The organism is Paenibacillus agricola, assembly GCF_011440305.1.
GTDB lineage: Bacteria > Bacillota > Bacilli > Paenibacillales > NBRC-103111 > Paenibacillus_S > Paenibacillus_S agricola.
On the sequence record NZ_JAAOIW010000025.1, the window covers coordinates 1 to 19,336 of the forward strand.

Genomic DNA, 19,336 nt, shown 5'->3' on the forward strand with positions numbered 1-19,336 from the left:
TGTTTTACAACAACCAACGTATCCATTCTTCGATTGGGTACAACACGCCTTCTGATTATGAACGTACGTTTCAGGATCTGGCTGTGTGAGTATAAAATCTGTGTCTACTATCTTGACAGAAGTCCAACATAATAGTGTTGTTCATCCTCATGAATAAGAGAACCCATATAAGAACGTTGATCAGACCCAACCTTAAAGCCTTGGATAGCATCCCAATTTAGATTCCATCCAAAGTTTTCCACTGCATAAGTCCATGTCAAGGGAAAGTACGTAATATCTTGAAACACGAGAAGCGGATAGAGTTGTGAAGCATTGTTAACGCTTTGCCCATTCACAGTAACGGCAAAGGGTACCACTTGCGCATTGTAGGCTCTTCCTTTTTTAAAGTTCCCTCCGGTTTCCAGCTCCGGCTTAATTGCAAAAGGATTACGGGATTTGTATACCGATAACCCCTCCTCTCCACTCCACTGTAATTGAAGTCCGGTTACCAAGCTCATCGTCCAAGTCATGGGTACGTAAGTAATATCTTTGTAAGTAAGAAAAGGGTATTTCATCGTTTCTGAATTATGTTTAATGCCATTAAGTTCTACCTCGAAAGCTGGTAAAGTTACTGAAACATTACCGGTTGCAGCTTTAGTAGAATTGGGTATTGCAAGTACTAAAAACAAGGTCAGGATAGAAACAAAGATTGCTAGTTTTTTAATCATTAGTAGTCCTCTCCTATTCATTTTATTTATCTCTTCTTTAAAGTGGTCCTAGTGCTTAGACGCAATTCCATTGGGAAAAGTTCCTTTATTTATCAAAAAAGAGACTGTGGACCTCCTTAAATTATCTTTAAAGACTTCCTATCCCCAACTATTTTCCTTTTTAAAAATACATCGTTCAATTACCGCGGAGAACACATCATCATTATGTATATTAATGGAAAACAATACAACTTCTTGTCTTTTGGAAAAGACAAGAAGTTGTATTCATAAAATAAAAAAACCGCGTCATATGCGGCTGATAATGCATTTATGTTTTTGTCCTCTTACAAGTGACAAGAACTTGATGTCATAAATGACAAGAACTTTATCCCATTCCCGACAAAAAAACATCGTCAAAAATTTCTGGCGATGTTTTTAGTAATTTTTGTACTTATTTAAACAGTCAACCTGGTTACATATCTTTGAACGTAATCGAGAACGTACTAAGTTTTGTGTAAATGGTTAAACTTTCCATTAAGGGAGATGATCATTTATGCAAGATGTAAAAGACAAAACATTGAAGGAATTAGCTAAGGATTGCCGGACGGTCGAAGATGTTCATGAGATGCTAAAGAGTATGTTTCGCGACACCTTACAGCATTTGTTTGAAGCGGAGATAGACGACCATTTAGGCTACAGCAAACACAGTTCTGAAGGCGACCATACAGGCAATAGTCGAAATGGTTACAGTAAAAAGACCATTAAAACCAAGTTTGGCAACACCGAACTGCAGATACCACGTGATCGAAACAGTGAGTTTGAGCCTCAAGTTATCAAGAAGCACGAAACGAGCCTTAATGGCTTAGAGGAGCAGATTATTGGTCTCTACGCGAAAGGCATGTCTACCCGTGACATTGAGGATCATATGCGGGATCTGTACGGTATAGACGTATCACCTACGATGGTTAGCAAGGTGACGGACAAGATCATGCCCTTGGTTACAGAGTGGCAATGCAGAGCGTTAGACCGGGTCTATCCGATCGTATTCTTGGATGCAATCCACTTTAAAGTTCGCCAGGAAAATCGTATTATTAACAAGGCTGCCTACAGCGTATTGGGCATCAGCATGTCCGGACAGAAAGAAATCCTTGGCATCTGGATTGGGGAACATGAAAGTGCCAGCTTCTGGTTAGGCGTATGCACAGACCTCAAAATCCGCGGCGTAGAAGACATCCTCATTGCTTGCAAGGATGGGCTTTCCGGCTTCTCGGATGCCATTAACGCTGCGTTTCCACGGACGCAGATCCAGTTGTGTGTCATTCACCAGATCCGTAACTCCATGAAATATGTGACGTACAAGGAAGAAAAAGCGGTCTTAGCTGATCTGAAAAAGGTGTACCAAGCCCTGACCTTAGAAGAGGCTGAGGCTGCTTTTTCTTCATTTAAAGAGAAGTGGGGCAAGAAACACCCCATCATCATTCGTTCTTGGGAAACGAACTGGATGGAGTTGACCGCATACTTTGGTTATCCAGCTGAAATTCGTAAAATGATCTATACCACGAATATTATCGAAGGCTACCACCGTCAGCTTCGAAAAGTCACCAAAACAAAAACGGCATACCCATCGGATGATGCCTTGCGGAAGATTATCTATCTCGCCACCATGGATGCATCCAGAAAATGGACTATGCCGCTTCGTTCTTGGAAAGAATGTATATCACAGCTTGCCATCCATTTTGGAGACCGGTTGCAAGCGGAACTGTCTGCATGATGAGGGACTTGAGAGCCGGCTTGACATGGAGCCTCTATGGGCATGATTCCTTGCGATTGGGCGATAGCTCGTAAACTCGTATCGCTAAGGCAGATTAGCCTATCATGCCCACCCCTCCATGTAAAGCCTCTGGATGAACAGTTTGTCGCTAAAAAACCATTTACACAAAATAATTTACGCTCCCACGTAATCACCTAATTGTTTATTTTCTACTGTTTGTTCATTCATCGCAATGCTCAAAGGTGTGTAAGATTTCAATAAGCGATATTCCTTTTTCATTCGTTTTGGGTTGGTTTCACATTTCATATCTTTGTTCGTCAGTAGTCTTAACAATCCTTGTTCATTTAATATCACTGCAATTTGCTCAGTTATTCCATCATCTTTTTGATGCTTGAAGATGATTTTCGGCAGACTTTCGTCGGCCATTTTGTTGACCTCATTCCATGTAGGAACTCGCTTATCTTCAGAACTTTGTTTTGCGATGCTTAACCAATTATAAAAGAATTTTAAGCAGAGTTCTATCGTGTATCGACTGATAATCCAATGGAATAATCTTCTATCACTAATTTCTGTAAAGCATTTTTGCCGATAAAGTCGTTCCTTTAGATAAAGAATATGGGGTTCCATTAACTTTGTTACCAAATCCATTCCCTTGGGTTGTATCATATCGCTCCCCTTCATTGACGAACTGTAGAAATGGTCAGTTTTAAGCAATGTATGTTTCCAAAAGACATAAGCATATGCATATGGGCATATGCGAGGAAATTCAGGATCATCTTCTTTCTTTAATAACTCCTGGAGTATTTGTATACATTTCCTGTGCTTGAAAACGATCTTTTTCTTGATATATCTGTCCACAGCTCTGAAACAGTTTTTATTTATGATGCTAATTTCCTGAAGAATCTCATCACTCCACCGGTTAATACTCGTAGTGTTCTTTCCCAGGGTTCTGTAAGTAATCAACGGTTCTTGAGTAAACATATGAAGTGATGTCGATCGTGGATTGAACAATAAGTGGGTGGAATCCTTAACTCCCTCTCCTCCCGTTTCTAACCAGTTGATGACAGAAGGATCCAATATTTCATTAGGCAAGGCCCAGTCCTTCCACTGAGTTTCTGAAAAGGCAGCTAATTGAAATCCACATTGACAAGTAAATGGATCTCCAAGTATTTCATCACTTAATAAAAATGGAATGTTTTTGTAGCATCTCGGGCAAGTGTCGTTCAATCTTTTATAGTGAAATGGACAATGTTGAATTAATGTAAATTGATGTAACCAACTATGGTACCCATGTTTAATGCATTGTTCACACCATTTAAGATTCAAGGGAAACCAAGTATCTACTCGTTCATTAAGGTTCTCAATTGGCTTTAAAATTTTAGATATTGTGCTTGAATTATGTTCGACAAGATCACATTCCAAATATTGTTGTAATACAAGTTGGTTAAATCCGCTTAATTGAATCAATTCCCTCCTACTTTGCCCAATTTTACTGTTTTTGATTGTCTTTACTTCATTGTTGCCCATAGAACGTAGTATTTCTGTCCGTGTAATGTGATTTGAAAAGCATACCTTTTCAAAAATGGACCGCGAAGAGGCCAGTCAAATCGAGGCTGTGGCCAGCAGAGTGTGGAGCTGCCCGCCTATTGTCCGCTGCGAAGGCCTGGCCGAGGCAGTGGCGCAGGCACACAAGCTGGCCGCACCGGGTGACACTGTGCTACTGAGCCCTGCCTGCACTGCGTTTGACCAATACGGACCTGATGTACCCGAATTGCTACACATGGTGTTTCAAAAGCATTTATCCATTCTTTTCTCCAAACAATCATTGGCGGAGTTGAAAGAGCGGAGAAAAATGTCACTATCTTAAATTTACAAAAAATTGCTGATGCACTGAATGTTCCCTTAAGTGAACTTTTTGTCTTTGATAAAGTCCGGATTACTGGAAAGTCTGATAAAGACATACTCATTAATCAAATTATTGATTCACTTATTGAAATGAAAGTATCTGATCTTAGAAAAGTAAAATTGCTGTTGAATGAGGTTTTTGAGCGATAAAAAAAATGCAGGCATTAGTTCAATTATTGAGCTAACGCCTGCACTATTTATTGCCGTAATGTTAATTTTTTGCCCGTCTTTCGCACCATACAAAAGACGGGGGATACAGGATTACCGGGCATTCGGAAATATTCGTTGCACCATCTCATTAAATTCCTCAATAAAACCTGCGACTGGCCGTCCTTCTTGCACATCCCTTACGTACGCATTGACTCGGTCAATGAAATCCGGATTGGTGGAAACATATACATTTTGGATGGTCGGATCGGTTTCCCTGACTTTGGAAGCGATTTGATCTTCAATCTCCCTGCTTAACTGGCCCTGCCCATCATCCAATACCGCAGCGACATAAGCATTTCTTTGTGTAACCACCACATTGGCTTGTTTCACTCCAGGGATCGAAACGATTTTTTGCGCCGTTTGGTCTGCTACTAGAATGCGATTATCCGCAGGATTCGTATCCGTTTGTTGTTGTATTCGATCTATCCGATCTGTTCGATTTCCTTGTTGCCTCACCTCATTATTATCATTACATCCCGTTGCAACGATCGGAAGCACCACACATGTTAAGGCAATAACCATCTTCATGCATCTTTTGTTTACCATTGTTACCTTCTCCTTTTTCTGCTTAGTAGAATCCTTTTTATATTTCCATTAGATTCCCCGTATTATCCTTTTGGTTTTACGAACAATGCAGCCAAAAACGAAAAAATAATCGCTGCAGAAATTCCGGCACTGGTCACCTCAAAAATTCCGGTGATGACCCCGATCCAACCGTCGCTCTTTAATGCCTCAAGCGCACCATGAACGAGCGCGTTACCAAAGCTCGTAATCGGCACTGAAGCTCCCGCGCCGGCAAATTCAATTAACGGATCATACCATCCAATTCCATCGAGAAACGCCCCCAACACAACAAGCAAGCTCATTGTATGGGCCGGTGTAAGCTTAACTACATCGAAACAAAATTGACCGAAGACACAGATTGCGCCACCAACCAGAAATGCCCATACAAATATCATCACAAACTCCTCCCAGCTTCTATCGATACGGCATGAGCAATACAGGGGATGCTTTCCCCTTGTTGGAAGGAGATCGGGGATAGAAGTGCACCCGTGGCTACAACGAGGATTCGTTTTAATTCGCCCTTTCGCATACGTTTCAGCAAATGTCCATACGTAACAACCGCGGAACACCCACAGCCGCTTGCACCAGACTGAACCATTTGAGTTTCATAATCGTAAATCATCATTCCGCAATCGGAATATTCGGTTTGACCGATTGGGAAGTTATGTTTTTTAAACAATTTACAAGCGATTTCATAACCGATTTTAGAGAGGTCACCGGTTACAATCAGATCATAATAACCAGGTTCAATTTCCAAGTCGCGAAAATGCGCTTGGATCGTATCCACCGCTGCGGGAGCCATCGCCGCGCCCATATTAAACGGGTCTTTAATTCCCATGTCGATTACACGGCCAATCGTCGCAGAAGTGACGACAGGTCCATCACCTTCCGTAGATACTATGGCAGCTCCGGCTCCGGTTACGGTATATTGGGCGGTAGGCGGTTTTTGCGAGCCGTACTCGGACGGATAGCGGAACTGTTTCTCCGCACTGGAATTGTGGCTGCATGTCCCTGCCAACACAAATTTGGCCGAACCGGAATTCACAAGATTTGCCGCTAACGCCAGGCTTTCCATCGATGACGAGCAGGCACCAAATACACCTATGAAAGGGATTGTTAAGGTTCGGGCGGCGAAACTGCTGCTAATAATTTGGTTCATTAAATCGCCGCCGATATAAAAATGCACTTGTTCCTTGGTCAACCCCGCATTTTCGATCGCCAATTTTGCTGCTTCTTCGATCAATACTTTCTCCGCTTTTTCCCAACTTTCTTCTTCAAGCATGGAGTCCCCGTGGATAATGTCAAAATCATTGGCAAGCGGCCCCCTACCTTCAAAAGGACCTACAACCGTTGCCGTTGAACGAATGACCGGTTTGTTTTCAAATATCCAACTCTGGTGTCCTTTCAACATATCAGGATCCCCCTCCGCCTTTAATCAATAGATGCACGATTCCAACAATAAAAGCAGCGACGGTTCCGAATACAATGACCGGGCCTGCCAGCTTAAACATCTTGCCGCCGACGCCTAACACCATGCCTTCACTTTGATGTTCGATCGCCGCAGAGGCCATCGAATTCGCGAATCCGGTCACAGGCACGGCAGAACCCGCACCGGCCCACTGGGCAAATTTATCATACACCCCTAAACTGGTCAGGATGACGGAAATAAGTATCAAAACCGCGACCGTAGGATCCCCCGCTTTTTTCTCATCAAACCCGCCCCAATGAATGAACATTTCCTGAATTGCTTGTCCGACCAAACAAATGGATCCGCCGGTTATAAACGCACGAAAGAAGTTTTTCAGCAACGGCCTTGGGGGCTCCACACTTTGGACTAGTTCTTTATATTCCTGCTGCACAGGCGTTAACTTTTTCTTTATATTGTTGGCCATGGACATCCTCCTCGATTTTCAACAAAACCATAACATGCGTTTGGCTAACGAATCAGTAACGGTTTGACTTCATCAATAACCTTTTCTAAGGCTATCGAGCATTGTTCGTACATCCGCTTCGTTTTTTGTTCTTTCGTTGACAAGCCAAACATTTCAAGATCGGCTTCACATTTTTTCAATGTCGCGAGTAGCGCGGCTTTCTTTTGGGGCTCAGGCACTTTGATCTGGTCGTCAAACAAATCGACATATAACTGGCCGTAGGAATCGACCTGACCAAGAAATACATTCTCAATTGCAACGCCCAATTTTTCCAGTTCCGTATCCAACCATTCCCGATTCAAACCTATAGTGGCTAGCGGTTCGTCCATAATTTCCCCATCCATGATTACGGCTTGAGGCTCTTGTTCGGGAGCGACTTTAATACCCAAATGTTTGGGGGTTAACGGCTGATTTTCTTTCGTTAATAGAACGTTGAGGTCGCCGCTTGGCTCGATGACTGCAAATTCAACGTCAGCAGCTTTGAACACACTTTTTTTTCGCAGCTGTTCCATCAGCTCGTCCGTGGTGAGCCTTTCCTTCTTTAGGTTGTCCTCCATAATTTTACCGTCCTTAATAAGTACAGTTGCTTTACCGTCTAGGATGTCCCTTGCGGTTTTGCTTTTCAATTGCAAAAATTCCATCACTAGGGAAACACCGACCCAAACTGCGATCGAAACAAGGCCCAGATACCAGTTGGTATCCAATTCTAAGGATACGTAGGCGGCGAGGCTTCCGATCGTGATCCCGGTGATGTACTCAAACAAAGAGAGCTCGGTTACCTGTCGTTTTCCCAGCAGCTTCGTCATTAAAAAAAGAACCACAACTGCTAGTAACGTGCGCAAGGCAATTTCTAACCATTCTGGCATGACTGCTTCCCTTCTTTCTAAGTTCCATTAATCGACAAATATAAAGATACCCCGTTTCCATAATATTCATGCATTACCATGTAAAAGTATAAGTCTTGATTTTATGATATTGGATAATTGAGTGTATGTTTTTTAGGCGGGAGACGGAAACATTATATTTTGGTATGGGAGTAAGTAAGCATCTTTCCTTTTACCTCCGAACCCATACTTTTCTTGCCTATCCTTTTAAAAGGAGGCGAGAACCCAGTGACAGTAGCTTCTCAAGTCAAAACCTGCGTAGCTTCTTTGAAAAGTGCCCAAGCCAGTCTGGCACAGTTTGCTTTGGAAACACAAAATCAAGAAGCAAAATCGCTCTTTACGAATGCGTCCCAACAAACCCAACAAATCCTTCAGCAAGTGGAAAGCCGCGTACAGCAGTTAGAGAATGAAGAACCCCAATACAAGGGTTTTTAAGAATCAAACAGCCATGCAACTGAACATGCATGGCTGTTTGCCCCTTGTGTGCACTGATCTAGAAAAAAGATCAAACCCTACATTAGCAGTTGGGTTTGATCTTTTTTTATCCGTGTATTCTCTTTTTGCTAAATGCTGTCGCGCCAATCGCCAGTGCCAGTGCAGAGATTACCCAAGCTCCCCTTCGGCCAGTTGCATAGGGATTCTTACGTCCTCTAAATAGGGACATCACCCACGCACATTTTTCACCACCCGTGATGGGCTCATTTGTGTTCGAAGTCAAACTATAATAGTTTGAGGCGAATTTCATTTATCATACCGGTAAACCGCTGGCAAATCTGCAGAAAAATGGCGAGATTACTTTCCGTTATGATTCGACTTTCCTTTCGGCATGGACGGACATCAAATTGATTGGTCAGTTGATTATTTGTGCGTATATGTAACTCTTAGTTGCGCATTATATAGATAAATAAAGGAGGAATTTCAGTTGGTGTGGATTCTTTGGTTGTATCTAATCAATACACTTTTGATCTTAATCGTAGCGATCCGCGAGGTGCGAAGACCGGCCAAGGCTTTGAATTGGCTAGCTATTTGCCTCGTTTTTCCTGTCATCGGTTTCGTATTCTATCTCAGTATAACAAATCCCATACGTATTTCTCGTGAAAGACTAACGTCTCTGCATAATGAATCGGACACGTTGCCTGATTCATTCAGCCGCTCAGCCTTGGTTATCGCTCACTCTTTACGGCATTTGTCCGTATATGGCCTTCGAAACGGCCGAGTCCAAGTGCTTATGAACGGCATTGAAACCTATGAGAGACTGATGGAATCCATAAAGAGCGCGTTAAACTCGATTGATTTGGAATATTACATCTATAGGGATGACCAGATTGGCAGATGCATTACGGATCTATTGATCGAAAGGGCCAAGGCTGGTGTACGAGTCCGCTTTGTGAGAGACGGTTGGGGGAGCAGAAAATTTCCACGAGCGCAGATCATTCGGATGATGGATGCGGGGATTGAATGCCGTACGGTATTTCCCGTGCGCTTCCCTTGGGTATTATCCAATTGGAATTACCGGGATCATTGTAAGATCGTTGTGATCGACGGAAAGGAAGCTTTCACTGGTGGTATCAACATTGGTTATGAGTATACCGGCTTAAATCCGAACGTGGGGTTCTGGCGCGACACTCACCTGCGAATCATAGGTGAGGCTGCTGTCGACCTGCACACTATTTTCAACATCCATTGGAATGTTGCTTCACCAGAACGGATAAAGGTGAGAGCACACAAGAACACCCTAGTTGAGAACGCACAAAAACCCATTGAGGGGCTAAGGGTTGCTGTTTCCGGACAAGCGGCAGAATGGGCCTCTGAGTTGGGCACACTAAGTGGCAACGTTATTGACACCGCCACGAATACAGAAGCGTTGCGGAACGCGTACATGCAATCGTTTGAAGGCAATCCTGGAATTCCTACTCAAGTGATCCGTGAGGTCTATTTTATTTGCCTGACACAAGCGATAAAGACACTGGACATCACAAACCCTTATTTTGTGCCCGATGCAGACATCATCATGGCGATAAAGACAGCTGTGGCGCGCGGGGTGCGTGTGAGATTGATGGTTCCTCACCATTCGGATCAAAAATTCGTGGACCTTGCAAGCCGTACTTATTTCGGAGAACTGTTGGAAGCCGGGGTTCATATTTATCAGTACAATAAAGGGATGTTGCATGCAAAAGTAATGATCATCGATGGAGAGATTGCCGAGGTAGGTGCGGCGAACTATGATATGAGAAGTTTTCGACTGAATTACGAGGTGTGCGAAGTCATATACAGTACCGATGTGGCGAGGGAACTCACAGAGCAATTCGAGCGTGATCTCACCCATTCTGTACCGTTGCGCATCGGGGATTTGCTGCATCGTTCACTTCCACAGCGCATAATGGAGCAAGGAGCGCGCCTACTTTCACCGATGATATAACCTGAAACAAAAAAAGCTTATTTTTTGCAATCCTTCATATCCGGCAATAGAAAGGGGGAAGAAAGAAATCTTGTTTCTCCATATAACGATTAAACTATTATTGGGCTTTGTGGGCTTGTTGATCATTACCAAGATGTTAGGAAAAACACAATTTAGTCAGGTAACACCGTTTGATTTTATTTCGGCTATTTTTTTAGGAGAGGTCGTGGGAAGTGCTCTATATGATGAAAAAGCAAGCGTCTTAACGTTGCTGTATTCTTTATTCTTGTGGGGCTTGCTCATGTTGGCCGTTAAAATGTTGGGGCAGAGGTCTTTAAAAATAAGAGGTTGGATCGACGGGAGGCCATCTATCGTCATTCGAAATGGAAGGATCATCCTAAGAGAATTAAAAAAGAACACGATTTGATGTATATGTTGCGGCAATAATGCCTTTTCGGTTCGCGAAGTAGAATATGCGCTATTGGAGCCAAACGGAAGTATAAGCGTTCTTAAAAAAGCAGACTATGATACCGTAAAACGTAAAGATTTGAATCTACCACCACAACAGGTATATTGCCAACTACGTTGATCACTGACGGGGAAATCATTTGGGACAATCTAAAAGTTGTAGGTTATGATAATAAATGGCTGGAACTGCAGATCCAGTCTCAGGGGATAGATGAAGTGAAAAATGTGTTATATGCTGAGTGGAAAGAAAACGAAGGGATTTATATCGTACCTTATTCTTAATACCGATGTGAAACGGTGCATGTGGGGGTGTAATTTAGCAGGGGTTTATTCATTGTGAACAAGTGATACAGTTTGAAAAACAAAATGCAGACCACATGTCTTGCTACAACCTACCGCTGGATCGAGTCCATGGAAGAAGGCGCTCTCTCTCATTCCTAAGCGGGCGGGGAATCACAAAACGACCTCCGCGATTCCCTTCAAATTGGCTCGGTTATTTCGTTCCGGCACTGCGTGATCTTGTTCGCACAAGAGCAGATGCAAGACAAGACCTGCTCAAGCCAGACAGCGCCTGATCAAGTTTCTGCTTCGACATCAGGTCCATTCGCCCCTAACTATCAAGCGCCGATGGACACAAAGGTAACGCAATTGGTTCGATACGATTAAGTTCGACAAATACACGGCATACCAAGCGTATGGAGCGTATAAATAATTACTTCAGTCTCCTCTACTGGGTTGCTACCTTATCAATAAGCATGGATCTGTTTCATATGCCTCAACGATCTTATTCATCTTATCTCTATCTGAGTTGTAAATGCATTGTGCCCCCACTGAAGTAATATCCAAGGAAACTTACCGATTTGTTTCAAAAAAAACATTGTGACTTGAATCATAATTTTGCGGAAACTTAAAGCAAGCTAAAAATAAAAACTCTTAATTTATTTTCGAGTATACAGTCCCCCTCCTAAATTCAGTTAAATACAAATAGGCTACCGATTATCAATACGGTCGGTGGCCTATTTGCCTCATTACATTTGAACAAGCCTTGCCTCAAAAACTGTTTATCTTGATTCCTATGTTCTCCATAACTTCTTTTGTTCGTTCCATTGGACCTGGCTCACTTTCATCCTGTATACCTTCCTGTCCATCCAGACTCGAACTTATCGCTGCTTCATCGCCATTCATTACGTTTTGACCCTCAGAATGGATAACCGTTTCACGTCTATTTTTTTCCATTGTAGACTCCTTTATACTGTGCATGATAGACAAGTTGTTGTGTGGACTGAACCAAATTCGTGTATAAATTTATAGCCTGTTGATTTTGAGTCCCTAATGCAAATTGTTCAAAGTTAATAAGTGTTGCAACAGCAGTTTTCAAGTCGGAACCAACAGTCATGAGTCAAAATCCTCCATAAATTTAATAAGGAGCCTAGGCAGATTTTAGAAACACCCTACTATTGTTCCAAATATCCCAATCCTTTATGCAAATTATTTATTTGTTTTGCTCGTTACTCATAGATTTGGGATTGTTAGCATCCCTGTATCTCGTTAAGCTTACACTGTGGCACCCATTGCCCAACTTCTTCGTCATGAACTATTGAAAGCTAGCTTCATTCCAAACCGAAATCAACGAGAACTTCTACTACTTGTTCGTTATCGCCGAAGTATCATTGAAGAACGAGCCCGTAATCGGATTCAAAAGGTTTTAGAAGGAGCCTACATCAAGCTTAGCTCCGTTGTTTCGGATATATGGGCGTTTCCTCTAAAGATATGCTTCATGCCATCGCAGATGGTGAATAAACTTCGCTCGAAGATCCATGAATAAAGAAGAAAGAAGAGCTTGAGCTCGCTCTTATCTTAGAGGCTATGTCAATCCTTATCATCGCATGATGCTTATAACGATTCTACAACACATTGACTTTCTAACTGGACATATTGAAACTCTAGACCAGGAAGTTGCCGGTAGAGTCAGCTCTGATCAGGAAGATTCTTTACCTGGGATTGCCACCCGTATGGTCCAACAAATCTTAGCTGAAATAATTGAGAATCAAAAGAAGTACCGGATAGAGATCCGAACCTTTTTTCATACAAAATCCCCGGTAGTCCGGGGCTTTCGGAACTAATTGGCAGTTATCGTAAAGACTGAGGGACGGGAGTGCGCAGTTTGTTCAGTGTTTCGCGGATGAACGCCGGTTCGTCGGCTGGGATACGCGACGAAACGCAGTTGCCGTCGACGACCACCTCTTGGTCGACGTAGTTGGCACCCGCATTGATAAGGTCATCCTTCAAAGGAGGGTAGCACGTCAGTGTCTTGTCTTTGGCAAAACCCGCGCTGATCAAGATTTGCGGCCCGTGGCAGATCGCCGAAATCGGTTTACCCTGACTGTCCATGTCTTTGACGAACTGCTGTATCTGCTTATTGAGACGCAGGTTTTCCGGTGACGATCCGCCGGGAATGACGACCGTGTCCAACTGGTCGGCCTTAACTTCGTCGATGGAAGCATCAGTCGTATACGTTGTCTGCTTGTTCTTGCCTGTCAATTTTTCGCCTTTCTTCAACCCGATAATGACCGTTTCATGACCAGCCGCTTTGATTGCTTCGTAAGGTTTTTGCATTTCCGAATCTTCAAAGTCGTTGGTCAGCAGGAAAGCGACTTTCTTCATAGCTTCTTCACTCCTTTTGATTGGGTGCCACTATCTTATTTTGCCCTTAAAAGATTCCCATAAACAAAAGTATTCCGTACAGTACTGAAACCCGTTAATTCTGTTGGTTCTCCTGCTCCTCCAGATACTTGCACATCTTGTAAATATAATCCGGCGCATCCATCGGGTCACTTACCATCATTTCAATCATGCACAACTTATTCGCGTCCTGGCCTGTGCCTGGTTGATGCTTCGTCAAGTTCCCGGTTCGTCCACATCTCCAAACGTAAAGCCTCGCCTTGGCTTCCATCTCCAAGAATCTTTCAGGGATTTGGGGAGATACTCCTTTTTTCTAGCGTTAAAAACTTAAGCCTACCAAGGGTTTGTGAATTATGAAATTCATTCACTAAAATATTATTTGTTGGGTTCTATAGGCAGGTGCCGTGATATATCTTCAACAACATCCATAGACTAATGCCATGTAGAACATATCAAAAAAAGGAGGAATTATCGAATAATGTATAATCCAAAACCAGTTTATAACAAAGATAATGAAGCTTATCCGAAACAGATGTATGAGTGGCACCTTCAGATGGCAGAACAATTAAAGTCATTTCATTTAGATAAAGCGTATTATTTTAGGAAAATGATTAACAAAACAACAATTGATGTGGTGATGGGAAACGGCACAACATAGCTTTGGAGGAAAATATAAATATGGAGCGAGAATCTGAATAGGAACAAATAAGGCTGATGATTTTTGATTTGTATACCCATGTTGACAGTAAGAAATATTGTATTCCCTTCGATCAATTTTGGTGTGATTTTTTGATCAAACAATCGAATTCGGAATGGTTTTTATGAGTTTTTCATGATGATTCTGAAGTATTTAAGATAAGATTTTCTCCTTCTTTAGGCAAATACCGTGTCTCCAATGGACTTTTCCCCATAGACTGACTGTGTCGTAAGCCTAATCGTCAACTATTAAGGAGTGGTAATCAAAAATGTCTTTTACTCATCATCAAATGCCTATGTATACCGAGGATCACGCTACTTACTGGAAACAAATGCATGAATGGCACATGAAAATGCATCATTACCAACAGCAATTACGTGGCTATCACCTGGAAAGGGTAAAACATTTTCAAGGTCTAATGCACCAGGAAGAGGCAGTTTGAGGGAAGTGTATGACATGGAGCCAGCTGCTGGCTTGGAAAAACTCCGAATGAGATTATTTTATTACCAATGAAATGATATCTAAGAATGTTCTTGGGATACTCAGGGAGAACGAAACATTTGCTCGGGGATAAGATGCATTCGCCATGGATAATTGTCTCGCTGCCCAATATCCTATGCCAGCCCTCATCCTTGGGGATCGTGTCGTGGTTTATTAAATTTTGTCTATCAAAGAAACCTTTTCATTACCTTTACCCATGCTTTGGGAATATCATTTTGTGAAATTGGATATAATGACTGAGGGATATTGGTCATGCTCCCTATTTCCCTTAGTATTAGCCCTTGTCCATTGGGATCGAGGGCTTTTTCAATTTTTGGGTCAGCAAAATCGGCTTGTAATCTCTCGCCCCGAGTACTCCATTTTGCTTCCCCTTGTTGCTTGCGTCTCCCAGCAATCCTGCGGCGTGTCGTACCCCTTTTCAAACGCAGCACTTAACTGCTGTTGTAATGTTTACATTTCGGTTCTTTAGCATCTCTAACACTTTATTTTCACGCCGCCAGACATACCGAGCATGTGCATTAAGTGCTTCATCTAAATGTAATAACTTCTCTCTATGATCAGCCCAGCCCTCTTTCCTTCGGGATCGAGGCTTTTTTCGTATTATCTGGTTAGCCCTTTTTTATGGTCGGTATAAGTTGGCGGTAGCCGGGAGAACGAGCGGCTTTTAGGGGAAAAACCCCTGAACAAAACTGTTCTCCCACTGAGCTGATCGAGACACAGTTCTGCATCACAAGCGAAGCTATGGCATTGGAGCTATCGTGGGATTGCCGGCAAGAACATGTCCATTAGCACTATTTCTTCAAATATTGGCAAGATTCATAAAGATAAAAAATAAGTGAAGAAAAGAAAAAAGAATCCCAAACAATGTTTATCCTATCATTCCTAAAATTATGAGATAAAGCACGGATATTCAGTACGCAACCATCGCCCCGGCGGAGGGCTAGTTCCATGGCAGACTCTCCAAGCGTTTTATCTATAAGCTTTACCTTAAATCAGCCCCTCTAACTCCCATTCATTATTTCTAGCCGGTGTGGCATATTAAAAAAGCAGTGTATTTCACAAATGGAGAGGTGATAAGAATGACCGTTGCTTCACAAGTAAAAACAGCAGTAGCTTCATTGAAAAGTGCTCAAGCGAGTTTTGAAACATTTGCATTGGGTACCCAAAATCAGGAAGCAAAAACATTGTTCACTAACGCCGCTCAGCAGACGCAGAATGTTATCGACCAAGTTACTCCTCGTGTGAACCAAATTGAGCAAGAAGAACCGCAATATAAAGGATTCTAAAGAGTTTGTCAAGACAAAATCCTGTTCCATTTTTTAGTGGATCAGGTTTTTGATATTTATATATTACATTTGGATTTTGTTCCACATTAGTAGGCGCATCATGGAGTTGCTTTTGAATGGCCAGGTATATATAGGGTGTCTCTTCGTTCTAGACAAGATTGCGCTCAGTACCCAGAATCAACAACAAGCAAAAACAATGTTTACTAACGTTGCACAAAAGACTCAAAATATTCTCGACCAAGTTAGCCCTCCTTTACAGCAAATCGCAAACGAGGAACCCCAATATAAAGGGTTCAAAAAATATGAAACAAGGGTTCCTTCCGGGGAATCCTTGTTTATTTATTTTAAAGGGTAGGTTTCCATACGCGGCTGAAAGCCGCCGTTGAGGTTAAAGCCTGCTGAAAAGCAACCTGTGGCTGAAGCCACCTGAAGTTTCCGACTCAACTCGGAAACCTAGTAGGCTAATCCTCAATGTCAAAAACATCGTCGCCTTCGGTTCTATAAATCTTGAATCTTTTCTTCATTAACTGCTCCTACAGTGGCACAGAAGTAACCCCTAGCCCATAAGTGGCCCCACTATTTCTTTTTCAGATGGGAGAATTCATCCTGCAGCATTCGAGATGATCTGCCCTTAAGGTACTGGACACCTTCGCTTTGAGCCATGGTCGGCGGGCATGATAGCAACAGATGGATAGGATCCTTCCCTACGCTTCCTTTGACAATTGTGATCCCACGACTCATACAGCTTGTCGGATTAACTCTCGTGATCGTTGCGCTACTTCTCCAACGAGTACATGATATCGGTATTCGCACCCGGCTCATCATGGATATTCCCGCCCAGAAGAAGTAGTCGGATGACTTGGAAAAACTTCGCATAAGATTATGGGATTGATACTTAACCAATCGCGAGGTTTTTCTCGTTTATATTTTGTAAATGAGGATATAATAAAAAACGAGTATCCAAAACAAAGCCCTCGTCCGAGAACTCTCTGGTGCTTTTGTTGTCTGTTGGATTATACTTACATTTGCATCGGCGGTTGGCCCCCCCGTTGCGTCCATGTCAGAGAAAATCCACCGTAAGATCATTTACGGTGGATTTTCGTATCTGCCATTGATTTGAAGAGCTTTCAGAGAGATTCATACTACATGTCTTTTTCAGAAATTCATACCAAAACTGATCAAAAGTATACAATTAAGACTGGAAAAATCCGCGATACATAGACAGAAAGGCCCTATTTTACCACTTTTCCCGTTTCTTACGAAGTATCCTGGTTGCACTTTTCGCCATCCATTACTTAATGTCCGAGAGGCCAGATTATATGCGGTTTGGAATATAATTCTCTTCTTGGGATAAAATAACGTTCGTTCTAATGAATGCAGGAGGTATTGAATATTGACTATTGAGATTAAGCCGAGACAGCCGAAGAAATGTTTAGGGTGCGTTTGGGGTAAATGGGATGGAATGAAGCAGTTTTGTCCGAGGATAAGATGCGTAAGGACGGATAAGTAGTTAGACCCTAAATCCTCCAATATGATCAAAAGCCCTCTTTCCTTCGGGATAGAGCGCTTTTTTGATTGTTTTGGGTCTAAAGAAAAAAAGTCTTTATAGGCATTTGCTGTGTTGTGTCTATCGGCTTTCATAGACTGATGTCGGGTAGACCCATAAAAAGGAGGAACTTCTAAATGTACAATCCAAAACCAGTGTTTATCAAAGATAATGATTCTTGTACGAGGCAGATGTATGAGTGGTACCTTCAGATGACAGAACAATTAAGGTCATTTCATTTAGATAAAGCGGCTTATTTTAGGAAAATAATTAAAAAAACAAAAAGTGATTTTTATGAGTATTTTCGTGATGATTTTGTAGTATTTATGAAATGATTTTCTCCTACTTTAGGCTATCGCCGTGCTTCCTATGGTTATCCCCCCATAGACTGTTGTCGTAAGCTAATCGCAAAATCAAGGAGTGGTAATTGAAATGTCTTTTACTCATTATCAAATGCCTATGTATACGAATGACCACGCTACCTACTGGAAGCAAATGCACGAATGGCACATGAAGATGCACCATTACCACCAGCAATTACGTGACTATCACTTGGAAAGGGCAAAACATTTTCAGGGTCTGATGGGAGGGACATCCCATCATGGATCTCCACGACCAGAAGATGCAGTCACGCAATGACTTGGAAAAACTCCGGATAAGATTATGGGATCGCTTCATAACCAATCGTGCGGTTCATGGGGAAACAACTTCTTTTGATGACTTTTGGTATGAATTTCTCGTTAGATATTCTATATCAGAATCATCTGCAGACGCGTATGATGGTATTTGCAGGGAATTGGAAAAAGTGAATCCATTCAACAGTATAAAAAGGTAAAACGAGGGAGCTATTAATCGATGTTGAATGTATGAAAGTAGGGATTGCCATGTAATTTGTAAAGCTAAATAACTCAAAAGATGCCAGTGACGTATTTGGGGAAAGTGGTATGAAGCATTATTACCCGAAAATAAGATGCATTCGACTGGATTAGTAATTTAACGACATACTATTTTGTGAATTATAATAAATTTGGGTATTAGACACACTCCCTGCCCAATCCAAAAAAGCCCTCGCCCCGATCGCGGGCACTAAAAAAAGGACGTATTTTCAACTTTCGTAGAATTATACGTCCTTTATTACAATTAATGGATTAGGAGATAGGTGATGACGAGTTGCTCCCACCATGAAAATGTTTTGCTCTTTTAAATTACCTAAGCGATATTTTTAGGATGTAGATGAATGGTCCCCTCAATATGGCGGAATATTTTGTTCCAAATTAGAGTATATAAATATGATTCCAAGATCATCCTTCAATCCGGGGATCATTAAGGGGTACATTTGCTTTTGGAGGATCATTATGCAACAAACCGTTGTCTTATTTAATGAACGTACGGTTCCTGTACAATTTCTTGGTTCTAATGAAAAGCAAATTCCAGCACTTCTTTCTGCCTTGAAACAAAGTAAGCTTACAGTCAGCCGAATGGAAGAACCTTCTCTTATTGAACTATATGGTTCAGAAGCGATCGTTCATACTGTAAACGGTGATAGGTATCGACTCCCGGTTTTCTAAACCTGGTTTTCGAATTAAACATATGTATAAAATCGCTTATTTTGTGCAGATGTCCAGCCCCCATTTTTAGGAACCTTGCCAGATATTTGAAGCAATCCGGAGAAAAACGAAAAACGGCTCTTTCGCTTTTGATGCGAACAGAGCCATTCTTTTGCCATTGTTCCACGGAAAGTAAATCGCTGTTCAAGGCTGAATATGAGCGAAAATGAAAAATGCTTTAGCGGATGTCACTACTTCCC

23 protein-coding genes and 1 pseudogene are annotated in these 19,336 nt (G+C 42.1%); 12 read left to right on the top strand and 12 right to left on the bottom strand.

Annotation, left to right across the window (positions count from 1 at the left end; translation table 11 throughout):
* Window positions 1-107: 107 nt before the first annotated feature.
* The gene (locus tag G9U52_RS35215; protein WP_166156992.1) at window positions 108-707 is read right to left on the bottom strand and encodes a hypothetical protein; all 600 of its coding nucleotides are present in this window, start codon (window positions 705-707) and stop codon (window positions 108-110) included.
* A 532-nt stretch (window positions 708-1,239) separates the two neighbouring features.
* Between G9U52_RS35215 and G9U52_RS35220 the strand changes: the two genes are divergently transcribed.
* Window positions 1,240-2,457, top strand: coding sequence for an IS256 family transposase (locus tag G9U52_RS35220; RefSeq protein WP_166156995.1), 1,218 nt, complete (start codon window positions 1,240-1,242; stop codon window positions 2,455-2,457).
* Between the two features lie 174 nt (window positions 2,458-2,631).
* On the opposite strand, the gene G9U52_RS35225 is transcribed toward G9U52_RS35220, so the two are convergent.
* Window positions 2,632-3,984 (bottom strand): hypothetical protein, encoded by a 1,353-nt coding sequence (locus tag G9U52_RS35225; RefSeq protein WP_166156998.1) that lies wholly within the window; start codon window positions 3,982-3,984, stop codon window positions 2,632-2,634.
* 55 nt (window positions 3,985-4,039) lie between these two features.
* Between G9U52_RS35225 and G9U52_RS40510 the strand changes: the two genes are divergently transcribed.
* Entirely contained in the window at window positions 4,040-4,324 is a 285-nt protein-coding gene (locus G9U52_RS40510) for a hypothetical protein (protein ID WP_243767749.1), read from the top strand.
* A 299-nt stretch (window positions 4,325-4,623) separates the two neighbouring features.
* Here G9U52_RS40510 and G9U52_RS35240 read toward each other — a convergent pair whose 3' ends face one another.
* The 5 genes from G9U52_RS35240 to G9U52_RS35260 all read right to left on the bottom strand — a co-directional run bounded on the left by G9U52_RS35240 (window position 4,624) and on the right by G9U52_RS35260 (window position 7,933).
* A complete protein-coding gene (locus G9U52_RS35240) occupies window positions 4,624-5,118 on the bottom strand; it encodes a YhcN/YlaJ family sporulation lipoprotein (protein WP_166157001.1) in 495 nt (164 codons plus the stop codon).
* Window positions 5,119-5,180: 62 nt separating this feature from the next.
* Entirely contained in the window at window positions 5,181-5,531 is a 351-nt protein-coding gene (gene spoVAE / locus G9U52_RS35245) for a stage V sporulation protein AE (RefSeq protein ID WP_166157004.1), read from the bottom strand.
* Window positions 5,531-6,547 carry a stage V sporulation protein AD gene (spoVAD, locus tag G9U52_RS35250; protein ID WP_029198998.1) on the bottom strand — a complete coding sequence of 339 codons (1,017 nt, stop codon included), beginning with the start codon at window positions 6,545-6,547 and terminating at the stop codon, window positions 5,531-5,533. Before spoVAD ends, spoVAE begins: the two co-directional genes overlap by 1 nt.
* A gap of 1 nt (window position 6,548) precedes the next feature.
* Entirely contained in the window at window positions 6,549-7,028 is a 480-nt protein-coding gene (spoVAC, locus tag G9U52_RS35255; protein WP_127527687.1) for a stage V sporulation protein AC, read from the bottom strand.
* 44 nt (window positions 7,029-7,072) lie between these two features.
* Window positions 7,073-7,933, bottom strand: coding sequence for a DUF421 domain-containing protein (locus G9U52_RS35260; protein WP_166157007.1), 861 nt, complete (start codon window positions 7,931-7,933; stop codon window positions 7,073-7,075).
* A gap of 246 nt (window positions 7,934-8,179) precedes the next feature.
* On the opposite strand from G9U52_RS35260, the gene G9U52_RS35265 reads away from it, so the two are divergent.
* The 5 genes from G9U52_RS35265 to G9U52_RS40525 all read left to right on the top strand — a co-directional run bounded on the left by G9U52_RS35265 (window position 8,180) and on the right by G9U52_RS40525 (window position 11,099).
* The gene (locus G9U52_RS35265) at window positions 8,180-8,386 is read left to right on the top strand and encodes a DUF1657 domain-containing protein (RefSeq protein ID WP_166157010.1); all 207 of its coding nucleotides are present in this window, start codon (window positions 8,180-8,182) and stop codon (window positions 8,384-8,386) included.
* A 487-nt stretch (window positions 8,387-8,873) separates the two neighbouring features.
* Complete coding sequence (locus G9U52_RS35270) at window positions 8,874-10,370, top strand: phospholipase D-like domain-containing protein (RefSeq protein ID WP_166157013.1); 1,497 nt, start codon at window positions 8,874-8,876, stop codon at window positions 10,368-10,370.
* A 109-nt stretch (window positions 10,371-10,479) separates the two neighbouring features.
* Window positions 10,480-10,776: a DUF421 domain-containing protein gene (locus G9U52_RS40515; RefSeq protein WP_243767750.1), complete on the top strand. Its 297-nt coding sequence runs from the start codon at window positions 10,480-10,482 to the stop codon at window positions 10,774-10,776.
* A 54-nt stretch (window positions 10,777-10,830) separates the two neighbouring features.
* Window positions 10,831-10,938 (top strand): DUF421 domain-containing protein, encoded by a 108-nt coding sequence (locus G9U52_RS40520; protein ID WP_243767751.1) that lies wholly within the window; start codon window positions 10,831-10,833, stop codon window positions 10,936-10,938.
* The gene (locus G9U52_RS40525; protein ID WP_243767759.1) at window positions 10,923-11,099 is read left to right on the top strand and encodes a YetF domain-containing protein; all 177 of its coding nucleotides are present in this window, start codon (window positions 10,923-10,925) and stop codon (window positions 11,097-11,099) included. The genes G9U52_RS40520 and G9U52_RS40525 overlap by 16 nt, the downstream gene beginning before the upstream one ends.
* A gap of 768 nt (window positions 11,100-11,867) precedes the next feature.
* On the opposite strand, the gene G9U52_RS35280 is transcribed toward G9U52_RS40525, so the two are convergent.
* The 3 genes from G9U52_RS35280 to G9U52_RS35295 all read right to left on the bottom strand — a co-directional run bounded on the left by G9U52_RS35280 (window position 11,868) and on the right by G9U52_RS35295 (window position 13,719).
* Window positions 11,868-12,053 (bottom strand): hypothetical protein, encoded by a 186-nt coding sequence (locus tag G9U52_RS35280; RefSeq protein WP_166157016.1) that lies wholly within the window; start codon window positions 12,051-12,053, stop codon window positions 11,868-11,870.
* A gap of 894 nt (window positions 12,054-12,947) precedes the next feature.
* Window positions 12,948-13,481: a type 1 glutamine amidotransferase domain-containing protein gene (locus G9U52_RS35290; RefSeq protein ID WP_166157022.1), complete on the bottom strand. Its 534-nt coding sequence runs from the start codon at window positions 13,479-13,481 to the stop codon at window positions 12,948-12,950.
* Window positions 13,482-13,575: 94 nt separating this feature from the next.
* Window positions 13,576-13,719 (bottom strand): hypothetical protein, encoded by a 144-nt coding sequence (locus G9U52_RS35295; protein WP_166157025.1) that lies wholly within the window; start codon window positions 13,717-13,719, stop codon window positions 13,576-13,578.
* Window positions 13,720-13,977: 258 nt separating this feature from the next.
* On the opposite strand from G9U52_RS35295, the gene G9U52_RS35300 reads away from it, so the two are divergent.
* Window positions 13,978-14,157 (top strand): hypothetical protein, encoded by a 180-nt coding sequence (locus tag G9U52_RS35300; RefSeq protein WP_166157028.1) that lies wholly within the window; start codon window positions 13,978-13,980, stop codon window positions 14,155-14,157.
* A gap of 707 nt (window positions 14,158-14,864) precedes the next feature.
* Here the strand turns inward: G9U52_RS35300 and G9U52_RS39560 are convergent.
* Window positions 14,865-15,128: a hypothetical protein gene (locus tag G9U52_RS39560; protein WP_207953408.1), complete on the bottom strand. Its 264-nt coding sequence runs from the start codon at window positions 15,126-15,128 to the stop codon at window positions 14,865-14,867.
* 648 nt (window positions 15,129-15,776) lie between these two features.
* On the opposite strand from G9U52_RS39560, the gene G9U52_RS35305 reads away from it, so the two are divergent.
* A complete protein-coding gene (locus G9U52_RS35305) occupies window positions 15,777-15,983 on the top strand; it encodes a DUF1657 domain-containing protein (RefSeq protein ID WP_166157031.1) in 207 nt (68 codons plus the stop codon).
* A gap of 498 nt (window positions 15,984-16,481) precedes the next feature.
* Here G9U52_RS35305 and tnpA read toward each other — a convergent pair.
* A pseudogene (gene tnpA / locus G9U52_RS40535) lies at window positions 16,482-16,792 on the bottom strand (IS200/IS605 family transposase); the annotation flags it as partial.
* A gap of 874 nt (window positions 16,793-17,666) precedes the next feature.
* Here tnpA and G9U52_RS35320 point away from each other — a divergent pair.
* The 3 genes from G9U52_RS35320 to G9U52_RS35330 all read left to right on the top strand — a co-directional run bounded on the left by G9U52_RS35320 (window position 17,667) and on the right by G9U52_RS35330 (window position 19,097).
* Window positions 17,667-17,864: a hypothetical protein gene (locus G9U52_RS35320; RefSeq protein ID WP_029198909.1), complete on the top strand. Its 198-nt coding sequence runs from the start codon at window positions 17,667-17,669 to the stop codon at window positions 17,862-17,864.
* Window positions 17,865-17,961: 97 nt separating this feature from the next.
* Entirely contained in the window at window positions 17,962-18,168 is a 207-nt protein-coding gene (locus G9U52_RS35325; RefSeq protein WP_084160532.1) for a hypothetical protein, read from the top strand.
* Between the two features lie 716 nt (window positions 18,169-18,884).
* Window positions 18,885-19,097: a hypothetical protein gene (locus tag G9U52_RS35330; RefSeq protein WP_166157040.1), complete on the top strand. Its 213-nt coding sequence runs from the start codon at window positions 18,885-18,887 to the stop codon at window positions 19,095-19,097.
* Window positions 19,098-19,336 lie beyond the last annotated feature (239 nt).